The following is a 19,521-nucleotide window of genomic DNA, read 5'->3' as shown; positions in this document are numbered from 1 at the left end:
ATTGGCGCGACGGACGCGCCACACCGCCAATGGTCCGGCCGATCAGGACAATTCCGGCTTCTGCCCCAGGATGCGCCCGGCCGCCGTCACGCCCCACCAAGACGCCTCTTCGAAAACGGAATAGCCCGACAGGTCCGCGTGCGCGAACAGCACCGGACCATCCGCTTCGCGCAGCGCGGCCAGGCCCGGATTGGACAGGTAGCCGCAGGTCGGGGTCGCCATGGCGTGGCCGCGCACCGTGATTTCAAGCTGGCTGGCGTGCCGCCAGAATTCCTTGCCATACGCCGCGACCAGATCCACGGCCGCCGCGTCGCGCAGGTCCTGCGGGCTGGCGCGGGTCAGCCATTCGCGCGCGGCCTTCGGCGTCTGGTCGTCAAGCGCGTGATACGCGGTGAACACGCTGCGCGGCGACCGCGCCACCCGCAGCAATTGATGGGTGGAAACCACGTAGCCCAGCGCCTGCCCCTGGTAGACCACGTTGTCCCACGACAAGGGTTCGCCCGGGGCTTCGATGGGGTAGCCGTCCATGACGAAGCTCGACACCATCCATGCCGCATGGTCGGAAGCGTGCACCGCCGGGTCGTACCCGTAGGCGCGGATATCCGGCAGGACGCGTTGCGCGACAAAAAGCGGCATGGCGCAGACCGTGCGGCGGCTTTGCACGGAATAGGCGCTGACGGCGCCCTGCGGCCCGGTTTGCACGCACGTCATCAGGGGGCCGGCCGGCGTGTCCTGCACGCGCGCGGCCGTGCCCGCCAGCAGCCAGCCGGCGTGGCCCAATTTTTGGGTGATCGCGTCCCGCATGCGTTCGGCCAGCACCGCCAGGCCGCCCGGCCAGGTCAGCACCGCGCCTTCGCCGGCATTGGCGGCATGGCCATCGCGGCTGGCGAAATAATGCAGGCCAGCCCAGGCCGACACCGTGTCGTAACGCGCGCCGTAATCGTCGCGGCAGCAGTAGTTCAGATACCAATGCAGGGCGGGCGACGTATAGCCCTCGCGCTCCAGCCATTGCTTGAAGGTGATCGAGTCCAGTACGCGCCAGGCGGGGTCGCGCGACGAAAGCGAAATGGGAATGCTGAAAACCTTGCGGCCGTCGTTGCCGACCTGCGTGCGCAGCCGGTCGACCAAAGACAGGAATTTCGCATGCTGGGCCGCATCGGCGTCGGGAATGCCCGTCATGGGAAGCAGGCCTTCGTCCCAGTGCCCATTTCGCAACAGCCGTTCCTGCGGCGAATGGACCAACGCTGATTCGTCGTAATAGGGGCGCGCATCGCCCGCGCCGCGCTCGATGATGCCGAAGTCAGCCAGCATTTCACGCACGTGGACGGACGCCAGCGACGGCAGCGGCAAATAGTGCGCGCCCAGCGGATAGTCCAGGCCGTCGCGCCGGCCGGCCGCCGCGTTGCCGGCAAATTCCGGCCCCTGCACCACGACGAAGTCCGTGAATCCTTCCCGCGCCAGCTTCCAGGCGCAGGACAGGCCGGCGACGCCCGCGCCCAGGATCGCGACTTCGTGCCGGCGTGCGGCCGATGGCGGTGGCAGGACCGCGCCGTCGCGCAGCGCGTGGCCGGCCTGCATGCCCGGATAACGGACGTCTGGCGTGGTTTCGACGATGCGTGAGCGCCAGTAGCCCGCCGCGCCCGCGGCGGCGGCCGTGGCGGCGCCCAACAGGAAGCTGCGGCGCCGCATCAGCGGATGACCTTGCGCCAGTCCTCGTCGAAATAGCGCACGAGCGATTGCTCGTTCAGGCGGTTCGGCGGCATGGCCAGCGCCGGCATGTCGGCGGGGAAATGGAACAGCTCGCGCATGGTGACCGGATCCAGGTAGCGCGTGGCCACGGTGATTTTCTCGGGCGGGCTGTAGTCGCGGCGCTTGCTGGCCAGGATGAACCCCCAGTCGCCGAAGGAGGGCACGTAGGTGTGGTACGGCCAGGTGTTCAGGCCTGCCTCTTTCAGCGTGGCGTCCACGCTCCAGAACGAGCGCGGCGCGAAATAGGGCGAGGTCGACTGCACGACCATGTAGCCGTTTTCGGCCAGGTGGCGCGCCATCAGGTGGTAGACCGGCACGGAGTAAAGCCGGCCGAGGCCGAAGTTGGACGGATCGGGAAAGTCCACCACGATGAAGTCATAGACTTCGGCGTGCGTTTCCAGCCACCGGCCTGCATCGTCGTTGATGACGGTGACGCGAGGATCCTTGAGCGAGCCTTCGTTCAGCTTGACCAGCGGTTCGGACCGCGAGAACAGATTGGTCATGGCGGGATCCAGGTCCACCAGCGTGACGTGTTCGACGTTCTTGTATTTCAGGATCTCTCGCACGGCCAGGCCGTCGCCGCCGCCCAGCACCAGCACATTGCGCGCCCACGGCAGCGCCTGCAGGCCCGGATGCACCAGCGACTCGTGGTAGCGATGTTCGTCGCGCGAGGAAAACTGCAGGTTGCCGTTGATGTACAGGCGCAGGTCATCGTGCCAGCGCGTCACGGCCAGTCGCTGGTACTGGGTGGTCTCGGCGTGAACCACGTCGTCGCCATACAGGCCCTTTTCGGCCCACGTTGTCATGCTGCCGGAATAGATGAAGCCCAGTCCCAGCAGGCCGATCACCACCCCGGCGCGCACGGCTTTTTCACCGGGACGACGGACTTCCGCGCGGAACAGCCAGGTGGTCCAGAGCGCCACGCTGGCGTTCAGGATGCCGAAGAGGAAACCGGTGCGCAGCAGCCCCAGCTTGGGCGCCAGCAGCAACGGAAACACCAGCGACACCGCCAGCGCGCCCAAATAATCGAAGGTCAGCACGCGACTGACGATTTCACGGAATTCCGCCTTGCGCTGGTTGAACACCCGCATCACCAGCGGGATCTCCATGCCGACCATCAGGCCGATGACGAACACGCAGACGTACAGGGCCGCGCGAAACGGGGCAGCCATCCATGCGAACACCAGGAAAAGCACCGCGGCGGATACGCCGCCCAGCAGCGCGACCAACAGCTCCACGTCGATGAAGCGATTCAGAACGTCTTCGTCGCTTACATATTTTGACAACCATGAGCCGATGCCCATGGCGAACAGGTAGCAGCCGATGACCGACGAGAACTGCAGTATCGAATCCCCCAGCAAATAGCTGGCAAGCGCGCTGCTGATGAGCTCGTAGCCCAAACCGCACGAGGCGACGATCAATACCGAAAGAATGAGAACGCGGTCGCGCATGAGGTGTCCGACACGAAAAATGCGTTCGCAGTATATCGAACGCCACGTATATACTGCGCGCAATTAAGGGGTGGCAATGGGAGAGGCAATGCATCCGGCGGTGACCTATCTGATCTATATCGTTTCCGCGCTCGTCATGCTGGGCGTTTTCACGGCGATCTACACGGCCGTCACGCACTACAAGGAATTCGATCTCATCCGCGAGGGCAATATCGCCGCGGCCATGTCCTACGGCGGCGCGCTGGTGGGTTTCAGCCTTACCCTGTGCTCCAGTATCGCGGTCCACGCCAGCTTCGTCATGTTCCTCGTCTGGGGCCTTGCGGCGATGGTGGTGCAGATCGTCGTGTACGTCGTCGTGACCAAGGCCATACGCGGCATGAACGACGCGATCGCGGAAAACAATATCGCCATGGGCGGGTTGATCGGTTCGATATCCCTCGCGGCAGGCATCGTCAATGCCGCCTGCCTGACTTGATCTCGCGCAACCCGATCTGACACAGGAGAACTTCCATGAGTCTCGGTTCATTCATTCGCAAGCAGTTCATCGACATCCTGCAATGGAACGAGGATCGCGACGGCGTGCTCGCCTGGCGCCATCCGATGCAGGATTTCGAAATCCAGTACGGCGCCAGCCTGACCGTGCGCGAATCGCAGATGGCGGTGTTCGTGAACGAAGGCAAGGTGGCCGACGTGTTCGGCCCCGGCATGTACAAGCTGACCACGCAGACGCTGCCGATCCTGACCTACCTGAAGAACTGGGACAAGCTGTTCGAGTCGCCCTTCAAGTCGGACGTGATCTTCTTCAGCACGCGCCTGCAATTGGGCCGGCGTTGGGGGACTGCCCAGCCGGTCACGCTGCGCGACAGCGAGTTCGGCATGGTGCGCCTGCGCGCCTTCGGCGTGTATTCGTACCAGATTTCGGACCCGGCCAAGTTCTACCGCGAAATCAGCGGCACGCGCGACGAATACACGGTGGACGACCTTGAGGCGCAACTGCGCAACATGGTCGTCGCCGCCATGACGACGGCCGTGGGCAGTTCCAAGGTGCCGTTCCTGGACATGGCCGGCAACCAGGGCTTGATGTCGCAGAGCATCTCCGAGCAACTGGCGCCGGTGTTCGACCGCTATGGCGTCAAGCTCGACAACTTCACGGTCGAGAACGTTTCGCTGCCCGAGGAATTGCAGAAGGCGCTGGACACCCGGATTTCGATGGGCATGGCGGGCGACCTGGGCAAGTTCACGCAGTACCAGACCGCCACGTCGATTCCACTGGCCGCCCAGAACGAGGGCGGCATCGCGGGCATTGGCGCGGGTCTTGCCGCCGGCGCGGCCCTGGGCCAGACCATGGCGCAAGGACTGGGCGCCGCGACGCAAGGCCAGCCGCAACAGCCCGCCCAACAACCTGCCCAGCAGCCCGCCCAGCAGCCGCAGCCCGCATCGGGCGCGCAGGCGGATCCGGTGCAGCGCCTTCAGCAATTGAAGGATCTGCTGGACAAGGGGCTGATCACGCCCGCTGACTACGACTCGGCCAAGGCCGAAGTGCTGAAGAAACTTACCAGCTAAGACCCCATGCAGCAGGTTTTGTGTCCGCAGTGCGGCGCTCCCGTCAAGTTCACGTCCACGGCTTCCGTGATGGCGGTCTGCGGCGCCTGCCGCAGCACGCTGCTGAAGGACGCCGAATCCGTCAAGCGCATCGGCGAGGCGGCGGAGGTCCTGGAGGATTATTCGCCGCTGTGCCTCGGCGCGGCTGGCGCCCACGACGGCAAGCGCTTCGACGTCATCGGCCGTATCCAGCTGCGTTTCGACGAAGGTTTCTGGAACGAGTGGTACCTGTGGTTCGAAGACGGCACCGATGGCTGGCTGTCGGATGCCTCGGGCCAGTACGCCGTCACGCATCGGCGCAAGGTCAAGACCACGCAGGCCATGCCCGCGTTCGAGGACATCTCGCCCGGCGATGAACTGAAGCTGGACGGCCAACGCTTCGTGGCAGCCGACGTGCGGGCCAGCCAGGCCGGCGGCGCGCAGGGCGAACTGCCCTTCGTTCCCGGCGACGGCTGGGAGGCCAAGTCGGCCGACTACCGCAGCCTGGACGCCTTCCTGACATTGGACTATTCCGACGGCCCGCAGCCGGAGCTGTATATCGGCAAGGCGTTCGATCTGTCGGCCATGCAGGCCGGATCGCTGCGCACGCCCCAACAGGTCCAGGAAACCGCCGGGCGCTTTCGCGGCCAGATCAAGGCGCTGGACTGCCCCAATTGCGGCGCGCCGATATCCTTCGTGGCCGCGATGGCCACGCACGTGGTCTGCTCGTCGTGTGCGGCGGCCGTCGACTGCTCCGGTCCCACGGCCGAAGTCATCGAAAAAGCGCGCCAGGTGCAAAAGATCCGGACCACGCTTGCGTTGGGCGCCGTCGCCAAGATGGAAGGCGCGGACTACACGCTGATCGGCCTGATGAAATGCGCCGATCCGGATCCCGAAGAACCGTCGAGCTGGATCGAATACCTGCTGTTCAATCCCCTCAAGGGCTTCGTCTGGCTGGTCGAGACGGACGAAGGCTGGGAGCGCGTGCAGGTCTGCGACACCTGGCCCAGCCACAACAACGCATCCAGCGTGCGGTGGCGCAATCGGGTGTACCAGAAGCTGTACGACTACACCTCGCGGGTGCAGGTTGCGCTGGGCGCGTTCAACTGGCGGGTCAAGGTCGGCGACAGCACGCAAATCACCGATTACAAGGTCGGCACGCTGAAGCTGACACGCGAGCTTGGCGAATCGGAACTGGGCTGGTCGGCCGCCGTGCCGGTGTCCCCCACTCAACTGGCTCAGTGGTTCGGCAGGCCCGAGCTGTCCAATCAGCGGGCGATGCCCGCGGGCGCCAAGGCGGGCGGCGGCTACCGTAAATGGGCCAAGGCTGCGCTGATCGCCATGGTGTTCCTCAACTTCAACAACATCTTCGACGGCCGCTTCATCCCGGTCGTGATCGGCATGGCGTTTCTCTGGTTGCCGGCCCTGCTGGCCGACAAGCTTTCAGGCGAGGACGAATAGCATGAAGGGCAAGCTCTTGTACGCGATCTACGCAATGGTGGTCGTTCTGGCCACCACGGGGGCGAGCTCCCCCGGTGCGCGCATCGGCGGCAGCTCCAGCAGCAGCAGTTGGGGCAGCAGCTCTTCGGGCGGATCCGGCTGGTCCTCGGGCGGGTCCCACAAGTGACCGTGCACGCCACGCCCGGGCGTCACGTGCTGGCCGACTTTCGCGGCGTTGCGGCTGACCTCCTGGCCGATGCGCGGACGCTGGAACGGCACATGACGGATGCGGCGCTCGCCGCCGGCGCGCAGGTGCTCAGCGGCCATTTCCATCGCTTCGGCGAAGGCGGCGGGGTCACTGGCGTGATCATGCTCAGCGAGTCCCATATCAGCATCCACTCGTGGCCCGAACACGGGTTTGCCGCGCTCGACGTCTTCATGTGCGGCGCCGCCCGGCCGGAACTCGCGATGGAATTCCTGCGGTCGGCCCTGGCCCCGGAGTCCGTCCACGTCACGACGGTGGAGCGGGGCTGAGCCCTCGCGAAAATTCCTTTTGACGTAGCGCAATCCGGCGACCGCCGTGAAATTGACGAGCGTTATATACCTCTATATATTTCGTTACTGATTTCGCGGTTTCCTCAGGAGAAAAACATGTTCCTCAAACGCCCGATCCTGGCGCTGTCCCTGGCGCTTGCCGCCGCATGGGGGCCAAGCGCCCACGCCGGCGAACTGGTGGTGTCCGCCGCCGCCAGCCTCACCAACGCGTTCAAAGAGGTGGCGCAGGGCTACGAAAAGGAACACGCCGGCACCAAGGTGATCCTGAACTTCGGCGCCTCCGATGTGCTGCTGCAGCAAATAGTCAAAGGCGCGCCCGCTGACGTCTTCGCGTCGGCCGACCAGAAGGCCATGGACAAGGCGGTCCAGGAAAAGGCCGTCAAGCCCGCGTCGCGAGTGGACTTTGCCGCCAACCAGATCGTCCTGATCGTCCCGAACGACAGCAAGGCGGGCATCGGCACGCTGAAAGACCTGACCCGCGATGACGTCAAGCGCATCGCCTACGGCAATCCGGCGTCGGTGCCCGTGGGGCGCTATACGCAGGCCGCCTTGCAGGCAGAGGGCCTGTGGGATGCCGTGCAGGCCAAGAGCGTGCTGGCGCAGAATGTGCGCCAGAGCCTGGACTATGTCTCTCGCGGCGAGGTCGACGCCGGCTTCGTGTTCGCGACCGACGCGGCGATCATGCCCGACAAGGTCAAGGTGGCCGTGCGTGTGCCGTCGCAGACCCCCGTGACCTATCCCATCGCGGTGACGACGCGCGAAGCCGCCGCCAAGGAAGCCGAGAGCTTCGTCGCCTACGTGCTGTCCCCGGCAGGGCAGGCGATACTGTCGCGCTACGGCTTTCAAAAGCCCTGACCACAGTTTGAATTTGCAGGCATAGATGAGTGATCCCGTTTGGGTGCCCCTGCTACTTTCTCTGAAAGTGGCAGGCTGGGCGACGCTATTGGCCGCCATCGCCGGCACGGCCGCGGCTTACGGCTTGTCCCGCTGGAGATGGCCGGGGCGCGATTTGCTCGACGCCGTCCTGACGCTGCCGCTGGTGCTGCCGCCCACGGTGCTGGGCTATTACCTGCTGGTTCTTTTGGGCCGGCGCGGGATCATCGGCGAGACCCTGGCTGGCTGGGGCATCGAACTGGTCTTTACCTGGCAGGGCGCCGTGATCGCGGCGTCCGTGGTGGCGTTTCCGCTCGTTTTCAAATCGGCGCGCGCGGCCTTCGAAAACGTGGACAGCCAGCTGGAAAACGCGGCGCGTGTGCTGGGCGTGGGCGAGGCCGGGGTGTTCTTCCGCGTCACGCTGCCGTTGGCCGCCCGCGGCATTGCGGCCGGCGTCCTGCTGGCCTTTGCGCGGGCCCTGGGCGAGTTCGGCGCCACGCTGATGATCGCCGGCAACCTGCCGGGCCGCACGCAGACCCTGTCTGTCGCTATCTACGAAGCCGTGCAGGCGGGCGACGACGCCACCGCCAACATGCTGGTGCTGGTCACGTCGGTCACGTGCATTGTCGTGCTGCTGGCCGCCGGCAAGCTGGTGCCCATCGGCGCGGGCCAGCGCAACGGGGGAGGGCGATGAGCATCGGCATCCAGGTTCGCAAACGGATGGTGTCCGGCGACCGGCAATTCGAACTGGACGTCGAATTCGCGTCGTCGGCCAAGCGCATCGCCCTGTTCGGACCCTCGGGCGCCGGTAAAAGCCTGACACTGCGGGCGGTCGCCGGCCTGTTGCGTCCGGACGCGGGGCGCATCGAGATCAACGGTCGGGTGCTGTTCGACAGTCAGGCAGGCATCTGCACGCCCGCGCGATCGCGTCGGGTCGCTTACCTGTTCCAGGACTATGCCTTGTTTCCGCACCTGACCGTGGCGCAGAACATCGCCTTCGGCCTGCGACCGGGCTGGCTGAATCCGCCCCGGCGCCAGGTCGGGCCCGAGGCTCGGCGCTGGGTGGATGCGTTCGAGCTGGGCTCCATCGTCGGCAGCTATCCGCACGAAATCTCGGGCGGCCAGAAGCAGCGCGTGGCCTTGGCCCGCGCCCTGATGTTACAGCCCGACATCCTGCTGCTGGACGAACCGTTTTCGGCGCTGGATTCGCAGCTGCGAGGCAAGATGCGCCAGGAGCTGAACGCCCTGCAGCAGCAGTTGGATGTGCCGATGTTGCTGATCACCCATGATCCGGCCGACGTCGAAGCGCTTGCCGACGAGGTGTTCGAGGTGCGCGATGGCAGGGTGGGCCGGCGCGAGGAACGCGTGGGACTTTAAGAGTCGGTTTGCGTGGCCGGCGTAGGCCGTGCTGCGTCATGACGGGCGATGACGGCCGCCTGGCCCGCAAGGTCAGCCGTCCGCATGGGGACGAGCGCTAGTCCAGCACGCCGAGGATCACGCTGGACGCCTTGAAGATGGCCACGGCATCCGCGCCCACGCCCAGATTCAAGTCCGCCGCGCTTTCATTGGTGACGATGGCCGCCATCGTGGCGCCGCCCTCAAGGCCGATCCGGATTTCCGTATTGACCGCGCCAGCGCGCAGGTCGGTGATCTTGCCCTGCAACTGATTGCGGGCCGACAGCCGCAGGCCGGGGCCGGGCGCGCCGACTATCACGGACGACGCCTTGACCAGGGCGATGGCTTCCTTGCCGGGCGCCAGATCCAGTTCCTTCGTGCTTTCCCGGGTGATGGTCGCCGTGACGGTATGGCCGCCGGCGATACGCAGCAGCACTTCGTCGTTGACCGCGCCCGGCCGGATTTCGATGACGGTGCCCATGAATTTGTTGCGTGCGCTGGTCTTGAGCATAAATCGCCTCATCAGGTCGATGTCGCCGCTGGCGTCCAGCCCAGCGCGCGTCAGATTGTCCATGAACTTGCGGTGCTCGGCCTCGAGCGCCCGGAAGGTCGCGATAAGGCCGCGCGCCCGGTCCGTGAGCCGGGTGCCCCCACCGCCTTTGCCGCCTGCCGCCCGCAGCACCAGGGGTTCGCCGGCCAGGTTGTTCATGGCGTCGATGGCGTCCCATGCGCCCTTGTAGCTCATCCCGACGGCCCGCGCCGCCGCCGTGATCGAACCGGTGGCGTCGATCTGCGCCAGGAGGTCGATGCGGTTCTTTCCGCCCCACGTCTGGGCGCCAGAGCGAAACCAAATGGATCCGTCGAGTTCGAGCATGTAGGGTGTCTTCATCAGTTGCCGGGAGCAAGGGCGAGTGTAATGGACCGAGCCGCGCTGCGGCTCGGCGGCTTATTGACGAAATCGGGGTTTATCGTCGCACCGGGCCGGGCGGACTAGTTTCGTGGTTGCGAATGAGATTCTGTTGAAACTTTGGAAGCTTCGCGGCACTATGTTCACGCCCCTGTGCTCACGGAGAGATCGACATGAAAGCACTCAAATTGCTGACGGCGGGTTCCATGACGGCATTGTTGGCGGCCTGCGCTTCAGGCCCCACGGTCAAGAGCGATTACGACCACCAGGTTGATTTCGCGCAGTATCGGACCTTCGGTTTCCTGAACCCCCTGGGTACGGACAAGGCGGGATACAACACCCTGCTGACCGAACGGCTCAAGAGCTCGGCCCGCGGTCAGATGGAGATGCGTGGCTACACGTACAGCGCTTCCAATCCCGATCTGCTCCTTAACTTCGGCGCCAAACTGCAGCAGCAGACCGAAGTCACGCCGGGGTTCGCGCCCATGGGGCCGTACTACGGCTACCGCGGCGGGTTCTATGGCGGCTGGCCCGGCTACGGGTGGGGCGACGACGTGTATCAATACACCGAGGGCACGCTCAGCATCGATCTCGTGGACGCGCGCCGGCGGCAACTGGTCTGGGAGGGTGTCGCCGTGGGCGAGATCCAGAACCCCGAGAGCGCCGGTTCATCCCAGAACGTGGACAAGGTGGTCGCGGAGATCTTCGCCAAGTATCCGTTCCGCGCGGGCGTCGGCACGCCGCAAGTGCCCGACAAAACCAAGCGCTGAGGAAGCCGAATGACTGCGCGCCGCCAGGCCCTGGCCGAAGACACCGGCGACACGCCGCCTTACGACACCGTCGCGCTCGTCCTGCAGGGAGGCGGGGCGCTCGGCTCCTACCAGGCGGGCGTGTACCAGGGCCTGCACGAAGCCGGCATCCGGCCCAACTGGATCTCGGGCATCTCCATCGGGTCCATCAATGCGGCCATCATCGCCGGATCCCCGGAGGACGAGCGCGTCGCGCGCCTGCGCGGCTTCTGGGAAAGCATTTGCCGGCCCGCGGGCTTTTCCTCGGTGCCCTGGGGGGACGCGCTGGCCCGGATGTTCGAAGGCATCCCTTTCGGCTTTGGTTCGCCGGCCATGAATGGGCAGGTCTCGGCCCTGCAGGCCCTGTTCTCCGGGCAGCCCGGCTTTTTCAAGCCGCGCATCCCGCCGCCGTACATGGTTCAGGGCCGCGGGGCCGCCTCCACCAGTTTCTACGACACCGGGCCCCTTGCCGCCACCCTGCGTCAGTATGTGGATTTCGACCTGCTCAATAGCGGCGCGGTTCGGGCCAGCTTCGGCGTCGTGAACGTGCGCTCCGGCAATTTTGCGTATTTCGACAGTCTGACCGATACGCTCGGGCCGGAACACATCATGGCGTCGGGGGCGCTGCCGCCCGGCTTTCCTTCAGTGGAGATCGACGGCGAACACTACTGGGACGGCGGCGTGGTCTCCAACACGCCGCTGGCGCAAGTGCTCACCACCGACAACATGCGCGACACGCTGGCCTTCCAGGTGGACCTCTGGCCCGCGCGCGGGCCGCTGCCCTCGTCGCTGGAAGAGGTGGCCGAGCGCCAGAAGGACATCCAGTATTCCAGCCGCACGCGCCTCGTCACCGACCAGTTGCGGCGCGTGCTGAAGTTGCGCCACGGCTTGCAACGCCTGCTGCAGCGCCTGCCTGAAGCGGAACGCGATGCGCCTGACCTGGCGGATATCCGCAAGCTGTCGCACACGCCCGCCACCAACATCATCAACCTCATCTACGAAGCCAAGCACCTGGAGCGCTACTCCAAGGATTACGAGTTCGGCACCGAGGCCATGCGCGAACACTGGGAATCCGGCCTTGCGGACATCCGCCGCACACTGCAAAAGCCGGGCATCCTGGCCCGCCCCACGCAGGACAGTTGCTTCGTCACGCACGACATCCACCGCAACGGCACCAGGCATTCCTGATCGCACGGCGCGCGACGTCGCGCCGCAGATCTCGGATTGGTCTGAAAGGCGCCTCATAGCGGCCGCAGGCGCGGGGCGGGGCGGTAGTCTCCCGGGACAATCCGCAACCTTGTTCCGGGCCGGCCTTCACCTTTCCGCCAAAGGCCGTCCTGCAGGAGATCGCCGTGAATGCTTTGCATCCGCCCGCCCGGCAGGCCCTGGCGCCCGCGCGCACCCCCCGTATCGCAAAGCCCATGCGGGAACAAAATCCCCCCGTGTCGGCCGGCGGGCAAGCGGCAGATGGCTGGTGGAGCCTGCTGTATTGGGGTTGGACGCTGCAGATGCCGGGTGGCGCGCGCCTGGACCTTACCGAAATCGAGCGCGCGTGCTTTGCCTGTCTGTTGAAAAACCCGCGTCACGAACTTGTCCGCGACGAACTCCTGGCCGTGCGCAGCGGGCTCAGCATGCGCTCCTTGAACGTCGCCATCTGCCGCCTGCGCGGCAAGGTCCAGAAGACAGGCGGACGGCTGCCGCTGCACACCGTGCATGGCGTTGGCTATGCATTCCTCGGCAACCTGCGCGAACTCTCAGCCAGTTGAAAACTGTTGCGCAATAACTCCCGGAAGTTCCCCCGTTACCCCCAAAAGTACGTGATTTCCCCAATATCTGAGTTACATTAACGGGCTATTCACGTGTCGTTAGTGACGCATGGTCATATTTTGAACGCTGCTAATCGGTACGTTCGGAATAGCGCGGTAACTTGACGCGATTTCACGACGCGGTTCATTACGCTACGCGGGGGTTTCAATGCGGTTTTCGCCTAAACGTATTTCGGGTCTGGCTTTTTCCGGCGGCGTCCTCGCGCTGATATTGACAGGCTGCGGTGAAAAGCCACAGATGAATCCCGGCATGCCGCAGGTCAGCGTCATCACCGTGCAGCCGCAGCGCGCTCCCATCGTCTCCGAACTCCCGGGCCGCGTGGACGCCGTTCGCGACGCCCAGATCCGCGCCCGAGTCACCGGCATCGTCCAGCGCATCACCTTTGAACAGGGCGGCGACGTCAAGGAAAACCAGCTGCTGTTCAAGATCGATCCCGCCCCTTACAAGGCCGCTTTCGATCAAGCGACGGCGCAGCTCAAGCAGGCGCAGGCCAACCTCTTCAGCGCCAAGCTGCTCGCCGACCGCTACGCGCCGCTGGTCAAGGCCAACGCCGTCAGCAAGCAGGAATATGACAACGCCGTGGCGTCGTATCGCCAGGCCGACGCCTCCGTCGCCGCTGCAAAGGCCGCCCAGGACAATGCGGCCATCAATCTCAGCTATACCGATGTCACGTCGCCCATCACCGGACGCATCGGCAAGCCGCTGGTGACCGAAGGCGCGTTGGTCGAATCCACGTCCGCCACGCAGATGGCCACCGTGCAGCAGCTGGATCCCATCTACGTCGACTTCACGCAGTCCACCACCGACCTGGCCGCATTGCGCCGCGCCTTCGCCAGCGGCAGGCTGCAAAAGGTGGGCCAGGACGCCGCCCGCGCCACCGTGGTGCTCGAGGACGGCTCGGAATACGAACACCCCGGCAAGTTGCTTTTCACAGGCATCACCGTGGACCCGTCCACGGGTCAGGTGAACCTGCGCGCCGAAGTGCCCAATCCCGATGGCATCCTGCTGCCGGGCATGTATGTGCGGGTGCGGCTGGAGCAAGGCTTCGACGACAGCGCGCTGATGGTGCCGCAGCAGGCGCTGCAGCGTACGGCCGATGGCACGCAGAGCCTGATGCTCGTGCGCGACAACCACATCGCGCAGGCGTCCGTCACCACCGGCGGCGCGCACCAGAACAACTGGCTGATTACCAGCGGCCTGAAGGCCGGTGACGTCGTCGTCGTGGAAGGCTTCCAGAAGATCCGTCCCGGCGCGCCGGTGCAGGTCAGCGAATGGAACCGCGGTGCGCCCGCTCAGGGCGGCAAACCGGCGGCGCAGCCGGGAGCCAAGCCAGCCGAATCCGCCCCGCAGCCCGGCGCCAAGCCGGCCGAGCCTGCCCCGCAGGACAAGGCCGCAGGCCAGAAATCGTAAGCGGCACGCGGCGCAGCAAGCGCCGCGTTCCCCTTTGGTGAGCATCGCTTTCAGAGTCAGCCCACATGCCGCAATTTTTTATCGATCGACCAATTTTCGCCTGGGTAGTTGCCCTTTTCATTCTGCTGGCGGGGGTGTTGGCCATCCCGAACATGCCGGTCGCGCAGTACCCGGACGTAGCCCCTCCAGCCATCACGATCACCGCCACCTACCCCGGCGCGTCGTCCAAGGAAGTGGCTGAATCGGTCACCAGTATCATCGAAGACCAACTCAACGGCGCCAAAGGCCTGATCTATTACGAGTCGGTCAGCGATTCCTACGGCACCTCGACCATCACCGCCACCTTCCAGCCGGGCACGAATCCAGACCTGGCCCAGGTGGACGTCCAGAACCGCGTGTCCAACGTGATCGCGCAGTTGCCCGCCGCCGTGCAGCAGCAAGGTCTGCAGTACGAGCAGACCAGCACGGGCTTCCTGATGATCGTTGCGCTGTCGTCGGCAGACGGCTCGCTGGACCAGACCGCGCTGGCTGACTACATCACCCGCAACGTGCAGAACCCGGTGTCGCGGGTGCCGGGCGTGGGGCAGTTCCAACTCTTCGCGGCACCGCGCGCCATGCGTGTCTGGGTAGACCCCGCCAAGCTGGTGGGCTTCAACCTCAGCATGACCGAAGTCAACAACGCGATCGCGGGCCAGAACGTGCTGATTTCAGGCGGCAGCGTCGGCGCGCCGCCCAACCCCGAATCTCAGCGCATCACCGCCACGGTCACGGCCAACGGCCAGCTCAGCACGGTGGACGGTTTCGGCAGGATCGTCCTGCGCGCCAACACCGATGGTTCCAAGGTGCTGTTGCGTGACGTCGCCCGCATCGAAGTCGGCGCCGACAACTACCAGTTCGGGGCCCGCCTGAACGGCAAGCCCACCGCCGCCTTCGCCATCGTGCTGTCGCCCAACGCCAACGCGCTTGCCACGGCGCAGGGCGTGCGCCAGCAGATGCAGGAACTGTCCAAGTACTTCCCGGGCAACATCCAGTACTCCATTCCCTACGACACCGCGCCCTACGTCAAGGTGTCCATCGAGCAGGTGCTCCATACCCTGGCCGAAGCCATGGTGCTGGTGTTCCTGGTGATGTACCTGTTCCTGCAGAACGTGCGCTACACGCTGATTCCGGCGCTGGTCGTCCCGGTGGCCATGCTGGGGTCGTTCGCGGTGATGCTGGCGCTGGGGTTCTCGATCAACGTGCTCACCATGTTCGCGATGGTGCTTGCCATCGGCATTCTGGTGGACGACGCCATCGTGGTGGTCGAAAACGTCGAGCGCATCATGGCGACGGAGGGCCTGCCGCCCAAAGAGGCCACCAAGAAGGCGATGCCGCAGATCAGCGGCGCCATCATCGGGATCACGCTGGTGCTGGTGACGGTGTTCCTGCCGCTGGCCTTCATGAGCGGATCGGTGGGCGTGATCTACCGGCAGTTCTCGGTGGCCATGGCGGTCTCGATCTTCTTCTCGGCGCTGCTGGCCCTGACCTTCACGCCGGCTTTGTGCGCCACGATCCTCAAGCCGGTGCCCAAGGGTCACCACGAGGACAAGAAGGGCTTTTTCGGCTGGTTCAACCGCAAGTTCGACGCCACCACGCACGGTTACCAGAACTGGGTGTCGCGCATCCTGCACAAGGGCGGTCGGATGATGCTGATCTTCCTGGTGCTGGTGTTGCTGCTGGGCTGGCTGTACCTGCGCCTGCCGTCGTCGTTCCTGCCCGAGGAAGACCAGGGCTACGTGGTCAGCAACATCGAGCTGCCCACCGGCGCCAGCGCCAATCGCACCGTCGAGGTCATCGAGCAGGTCGAAAAGTACTTCAGCAGCCTCCCGGCCGTGGAAAACATCATTGCCGTGCAGGGCTACAGCTTCAACGGCAACGGCCTGAACGCCGCCATCGCGTTCACCACGCTCAAGGACTTCAAGGACCGCAAAGAGCGCAAGGACTCCGCAGGCGCGATTGCGTTCGTCGCCTTCGAAAAGCAGCTGATGGGCATTCACGACGCGCAGGTGTTCACCCTGGTGCCGCCCGCCATTTCGTCCCTGGGCAACGCCACCGGTTTCGACCTGCGCCTGCAGGACCGCGGCTCGGCCGGCTCTGACGCCCTGGCCGCGGCCACGGCCCAGTTGATGGGCGAAGCCATGAAAAGCCCCGTGCTGTCGCAGGTCCGCATCACCGGCCTGGCGGCGGGTACGCAGCTCAGCCTGAACATCGACCGCGATAAGGCGGCCGCCCTGGGCGTGGACTTCAACGAAGCCGCATCGCTGATTTCCACGGCGGTCGGCTCGGCCTACCTGAGCAAGTTCCCCAACATGGGGCGGATGCAGAACATCTGGGTCCAGGCCGACGCGCCGTACCGCATGCAGCTTTCCGACGTGCTCAAGCTGAACGCCCGCAACACGCAGGGCGGGATGGTGCCGCTGTCCACGTTCGTGACGGCGGAATGGGTGCAGGGTCCGGTGCAGGTGGTTCGTTACAACAGCTACGAATCCATGCGCATCGGCGGCAGCTCGGCGGCCGGCTACACCACGGGCGAGGCCATGGCCGAAATGGAGCGCCTGGTCGGACAGTTGCCGCAGGGCTTCGGCTACGAATGGACTGGGCTGTCCTACCAGGAACGCCAGGCGGGCAACCAGGCGCCGATCCTGATGGGCCTGTCGCTGCTGGTCGTGTTCCTGGTGCTGGCCGCGCTGTACGAAAGCTGGGCCATCCCGATTTCCGTCATGCTGGTGGTGCCGCTGGGCATGCTGGGCGCGGTGGCGCTGGTCAGCGCGCTGGGCATGTCCAACGACGTGTACTTCCAGGTGGGGATGGTGACCGTGATCGGGTTGGCGGCCAAGAACGCCATTCTGATCGTGGAATTCGCCAAAGACCAATACGCGCGCGGCATGGGTCTGTACGAGTCCGCGGTCGAGGCCGCGCGCCTGCGGTTCCGCCCCATCCTGATGACCTCGCTTGCATTCATCCTGGGCGTGATCCCGCTGGCGATGGCGACCGGCGCAGGTGCGGCCAGCCAGCGCGCGGTCGGTCTGGGTGTGTTGGGCGGCATGCTGGCCGCCACGCCGTTCGCGGTGATCTTCGTGCCGACCTTCTTCGTCGTGGTGCTGGGCCTGTTCAAGACCCGTCCGCGTCTGCTCGGCGCGGAACTGCGCGCCTTCGAGGAAGAGCAGGCCGCCAAGAAGGCGGCGGCCCAGCAGGCCGCTGCACCGGCGACGCCGCAAACCGCACAACCCACTGGTGGCCAGGAGGGCAAGGAATGAAAGCCCTGATGTTCAGACAGACCGCCTTGTCCGCCTTCGTGGCGGTGGCGTTGGCCGGCTGCTCGCTGGCGCCCGACTACAAACGTCCCGATGCGCCCGTCAGCGGCGCGTGGCCCGACCAGCCCAAGGTGCAATACGGCGCGTACACGCGCTCCACCACCCTGGGCATGCAGCCGTCCTCGGACGTGATGCCCGAACAAGGCACGCCGGCCGCCGACCTGGGCTGGCGTGAATTCTTCCGCGATCCGCGCCTGCAAGCCTTGATCGAGCTGTCTCTGGTCAACAACCGCGACCTGCGCGTTGCGGTGCAGCGCGTGGAAGAGGCCAGGGCGCAGTACGGCATCCAGCGCGGCGAACAATGGCCCAGCATCGGCGCCGGCATCCAGGGCCAGCGCCAGCATCTGCCGGCCAACATGCGGGCCGGCGGTCCCGATTCCAGTTCGATCAGCAGCTCGTACCAGGCCGGCATCGGTCTGACGACGTTCGAGATCGACCTCTTCGGCCGCCTGCGCAACCTGTCCGAGGCTGCTTACCAGCAATACCTGTCGACCGAGCAGGCGCAAAAGTCCGTGCATATCACCCTGGTGGGTTCGGTGGCGCAGTCGTACTTCAATCTGCGCGCCGCCGAAGTCCAGCTGGAACTGACGAAGCAAACCCTGGCGTCACGCCAGGAATCCTACGACCTGGTCAAACGCCGGTTCGACGGCGGCGTGGCCTCGGAACTGGATCTGAACCAATCCAAGTCGCTGCTGGATACGGCCTCGGCCGACCTGGCGCAACTGGCGCGCGCGCGTGCGCAAGCCATGAATGCCCTGGTGCTGGTGGTGGGAACTCCGCTGCCGGATACGCTGCCCGCGCCCGCGCAGTTCGGTCGCGATCAGCTCCTTGCCACGGTGCCGTCCGGCCTGCCGTCCGACTTGCTCGAACGCCGGCCAGACATCGCCGCAGCCGAAAACCAGCTGCTTTCCGCCAACGCGAATATCGGCGCGGCGCGCGCGGCATTCTTCCCGACCATCTCGCTGACGGGCCTGCTGGGTGTGGCCAGCCCGTCGCTGGGCGATCTGTTCAAGGGCGGGCAGGGCTACTGGAGCTTCTCGCCGTCGATCACGACGCCTTTGTTTGCCGGCGGTAGCATTCGCGAAAACCTGAACCTGGCCAAGGCGCGAGACAATATCGCGGTGGCGCAGTACGAGCAGACTATCCAGCAGGCGTTCCGCGAAGTGTCGGACGCCCTGGCAGGCGAGGCCACGTATGGCGCGCAACTTGACGCCCAGCGCGCGCTGCAGGATTCCTCGGCGCGCACGCTGGAGCTGTCGAATTTGCGTTATACCAATGGGATCGACAGCTACTTGCAGGTGCAGACCGCGCAAGTGGACTTTTTCAACGCCCAGTTGTCGCTGGTGCAAACCGGCCTGGCCGCGCTGATCAATCGCGTGGAACTGTACAAGGCGCTGGGCGGCGGCTGGGAAGAAACAACGAAAGTGCAATGATAGAACTTGGTGTAAACATCGATCACGTCGCCACGCTGCGGCAGCAGCGCCACACGGCGTATCCCGACCCGATCGCCGCCGCGCTGCGCGCCGAGGACGCCGGGGCAGACCTGATCACGCTGCATTTGCGCGAAGACCGGCGCCACATCCAGGACGCCGACGTCTATGCGATCCGCCCGCAGTTGCGCACGCGCATGAACCTGGAATGCGCCGTCACCCCGGAAATGCTCGAGATCGCCTGCGCGGTCAAGCCCAGCGACGTCTGCCTGGTGCCTGAAAAGCGCACCGAACTCACCACGGAAGGCGGGCTGGAAGTCGCGGGCGCCATGGGTCCGGTGTCGGATGCCGTGGCCCTGTTGGCCGAAGCCGGCATCCGCGTGTCGCTCTTCATCGATCCGGATCCCATTCAAATCGCCGCGGCCGCCAAGGCCGGCGCGCCTGTGATCGAACTTCACACCGGCGCCTATGCCGAAGCCGAAGGCGACGCTGCCCTGGCGGAACTGCAGCGCATCCGCGTGGCGGTGGCCGAAGGCCTGCGCCACGGCATGCGCGTCAATGCTGGACACGGGCTGCATTACGGCAACGTCAAACCGGTCGCGGCGCTGGACGGCATCTCCGAACTGAATATCGGCCACGCCATCGTGGCGCAATCGATCTTCGACGGCTGGGAAAAGGCCGTGCGCGACATGAAGGCGCTGATGGTGCAGGCCCGCCTGCAAGCCCTGCGCGGCGCCTGAACGCGGGCCGATGACGCAATCC

At 65.4% G+C, this 19,521-nt stretch carries 17 protein-coding genes; 14 read left to right on the top strand and 3 right to left on the bottom strand.

What is annotated here, in order from left to right:
• Positions 1-42: 42 nt before the first annotated feature.
• Together RT614_RS13385 and RT614_RS13380 are read right to left on the bottom strand one after the other, a co-directional pair.
• Complete coding sequence (locus RT614_RS13385) at positions 43-1,689, bottom strand: NAD(P)-binding protein (protein WP_313622595.1); 1,647 nt, start codon at positions 1,687-1,689, stop codon at positions 43-45.
• The gene (locus RT614_RS13380; RefSeq protein ID WP_313622594.1) at positions 1,689-3,200 is read right to left on the bottom strand and encodes a polyamine aminopropyltransferase; all 1,512 of its coding nucleotides are present in this window, start codon (positions 3,198-3,200) and stop codon (positions 1,689-1,691) included. Before RT614_RS13380 ends, RT614_RS13385 begins: the two co-directional genes overlap by 1 nt.
• An 88-nt stretch (positions 3,201-3,288) precedes the next feature.
• Here RT614_RS13380 and RT614_RS13375 point away from each other — a divergent pair, with 88 nt between their 5' ends.
• From RT614_RS13375 to RT614_RS13345, 7 genes are all read left to right on the top strand, one after another.
• Positions 3,289-3,675 carry a DUF350 domain-containing protein gene (locus RT614_RS13375; protein ID WP_313622593.1) on the top strand — a complete coding sequence of 129 codons (387 nt, stop codon included), beginning with the start codon at positions 3,289-3,291 and terminating at the stop codon, positions 3,673-3,675.
• 35 nt (positions 3,676-3,710) lie between these two features.
• A complete protein-coding gene (locus RT614_RS13370; RefSeq protein WP_313622592.1) occupies positions 3,711-4,763 on the top strand; it encodes an SPFH domain-containing protein in 1,053 nt (350 codons plus the stop codon).
• A gap of 6 nt (positions 4,764-4,769) precedes the next feature.
• Positions 4,770-6,242 (top strand): DUF4178 domain-containing protein, encoded by a 1,473-nt coding sequence (locus RT614_RS13365; RefSeq protein WP_313622591.1) that lies wholly within the window; start codon positions 4,770-4,772, stop codon positions 6,240-6,242.
• Between the two features lie 162 nt (positions 6,243-6,404).
• Entirely contained in the window at positions 6,405-6,755 is a 351-nt protein-coding gene (gene speD / locus RT614_RS13360; RefSeq protein ID WP_313622894.1) for an adenosylmethionine decarboxylase, read from the top strand.
• 117 nt (positions 6,756-6,872) lie between these two features.
• Positions 6,873-7,631, top strand: coding sequence for a molybdate ABC transporter substrate-binding protein (gene modA / locus RT614_RS13355; RefSeq protein ID WP_313622590.1), 759 nt, complete (start codon positions 6,873-6,875; stop codon positions 7,629-7,631).
• Between the two features lie 25 nt (positions 7,632-7,656).
• Positions 7,657-8,343: a molybdate ABC transporter permease subunit gene (gene modB, locus RT614_RS13350; RefSeq protein ID WP_313622589.1), complete on the top strand. Its 687-nt coding sequence runs from the start codon at positions 7,657-7,659 to the stop codon at positions 8,341-8,343.
• A complete protein-coding gene (locus tag RT614_RS13345; protein WP_313622588.1) occupies positions 8,340-9,026 on the top strand; it encodes an ATP-binding cassette domain-containing protein in 687 nt (228 codons plus the stop codon). The genes modB and RT614_RS13345 overlap by 4 nt, the downstream gene beginning before the upstream one ends.
• A 97-nt stretch (positions 9,027-9,123) precedes the next feature.
• Here the strand turns inward: RT614_RS13345 and RT614_RS13340 are convergent, their stop codons facing one another.
• Positions 9,124-9,918 carry a TOBE domain-containing protein gene (locus RT614_RS13340; RefSeq protein WP_313622893.1) on the bottom strand — a complete coding sequence of 265 codons (795 nt, stop codon included), beginning with the start codon at positions 9,916-9,918 and terminating at the stop codon, positions 9,124-9,126.
• Between the two features lie 206 nt (positions 9,919-10,124).
• Here RT614_RS13340 and RT614_RS13335 point away from each other — a divergent pair, with 206 nt between their 5' ends.
• The 7 genes from RT614_RS13335 (at position 10,125) to pdxJ (ending at position 19,499) form a co-directional block, all read left to right on the top strand.
• Positions 10,125-10,721, top strand: coding sequence for a DUF4136 domain-containing protein (locus RT614_RS13335; RefSeq protein ID WP_313622587.1), 597 nt, complete (start codon positions 10,125-10,127; stop codon positions 10,719-10,721).
• Between the two features lie 9 nt (positions 10,722-10,730).
• Positions 10,731-11,927 (top strand): patatin-like phospholipase family protein, encoded by a 1,197-nt coding sequence (locus RT614_RS13330; protein ID WP_313622586.1) that lies wholly within the window; start codon positions 10,731-10,733, stop codon positions 11,925-11,927.
• A 164-nt stretch (positions 11,928-12,091) separates the two neighbouring features.
• Positions 12,092-12,505, top strand: a complete 414-nt coding sequence (locus tag RT614_RS13325; protein ID WP_313622585.1) for a helix-turn-helix domain-containing protein — start codon at positions 12,092-12,094, stop codon at positions 12,503-12,505.
• Positions 12,506-12,713: 208 nt separating this feature from the next.
• Positions 12,714-13,976, top strand: coding sequence for an efflux RND transporter periplasmic adaptor subunit (locus RT614_RS13320; RefSeq protein ID WP_313622584.1), 1,263 nt, complete (start codon positions 12,714-12,716; stop codon positions 13,974-13,976).
• A 65-nt stretch (positions 13,977-14,041) separates the two neighbouring features.
• On the top strand, positions 14,042-17,272 hold the full coding sequence (locus RT614_RS13315) for an efflux RND transporter permease subunit (protein WP_313622583.1): 3,231 nt from the start codon (positions 14,042-14,044) through the stop codon (positions 17,270-17,272).
• On the top strand, positions 17,269-18,762 hold the full coding sequence (locus tag RT614_RS13310) for an efflux transporter outer membrane subunit (protein ID WP_313622582.1): 1,494 nt from the start codon (positions 17,269-17,271) through the stop codon (positions 18,760-18,762). The genes RT614_RS13315 and RT614_RS13310 overlap by 4 nt, the downstream gene beginning before the upstream one ends.
• On the top strand, positions 18,759-19,499 hold the full coding sequence (gene pdxJ, locus RT614_RS13305; RefSeq protein WP_313622581.1) for a pyridoxine 5'-phosphate synthase: 741 nt from the start codon (positions 18,759-18,761) through the stop codon (positions 19,497-19,499). The genes RT614_RS13310 and pdxJ overlap by 4 nt, the downstream gene beginning before the upstream one ends.
• Positions 19,500-19,521: the final 22 nt, after the last annotated feature.

The sequence above is a fragment of the Achromobacter sp. genome (assembly GCF_032102605.1).
GTDB lineage: Bacteria > Pseudomonadota > Gammaproteobacteria > Burkholderiales > Burkholderiaceae_B > Achromobacter.
This window is presented reverse-complemented; position numbering and strand designations above follow the sequence as displayed.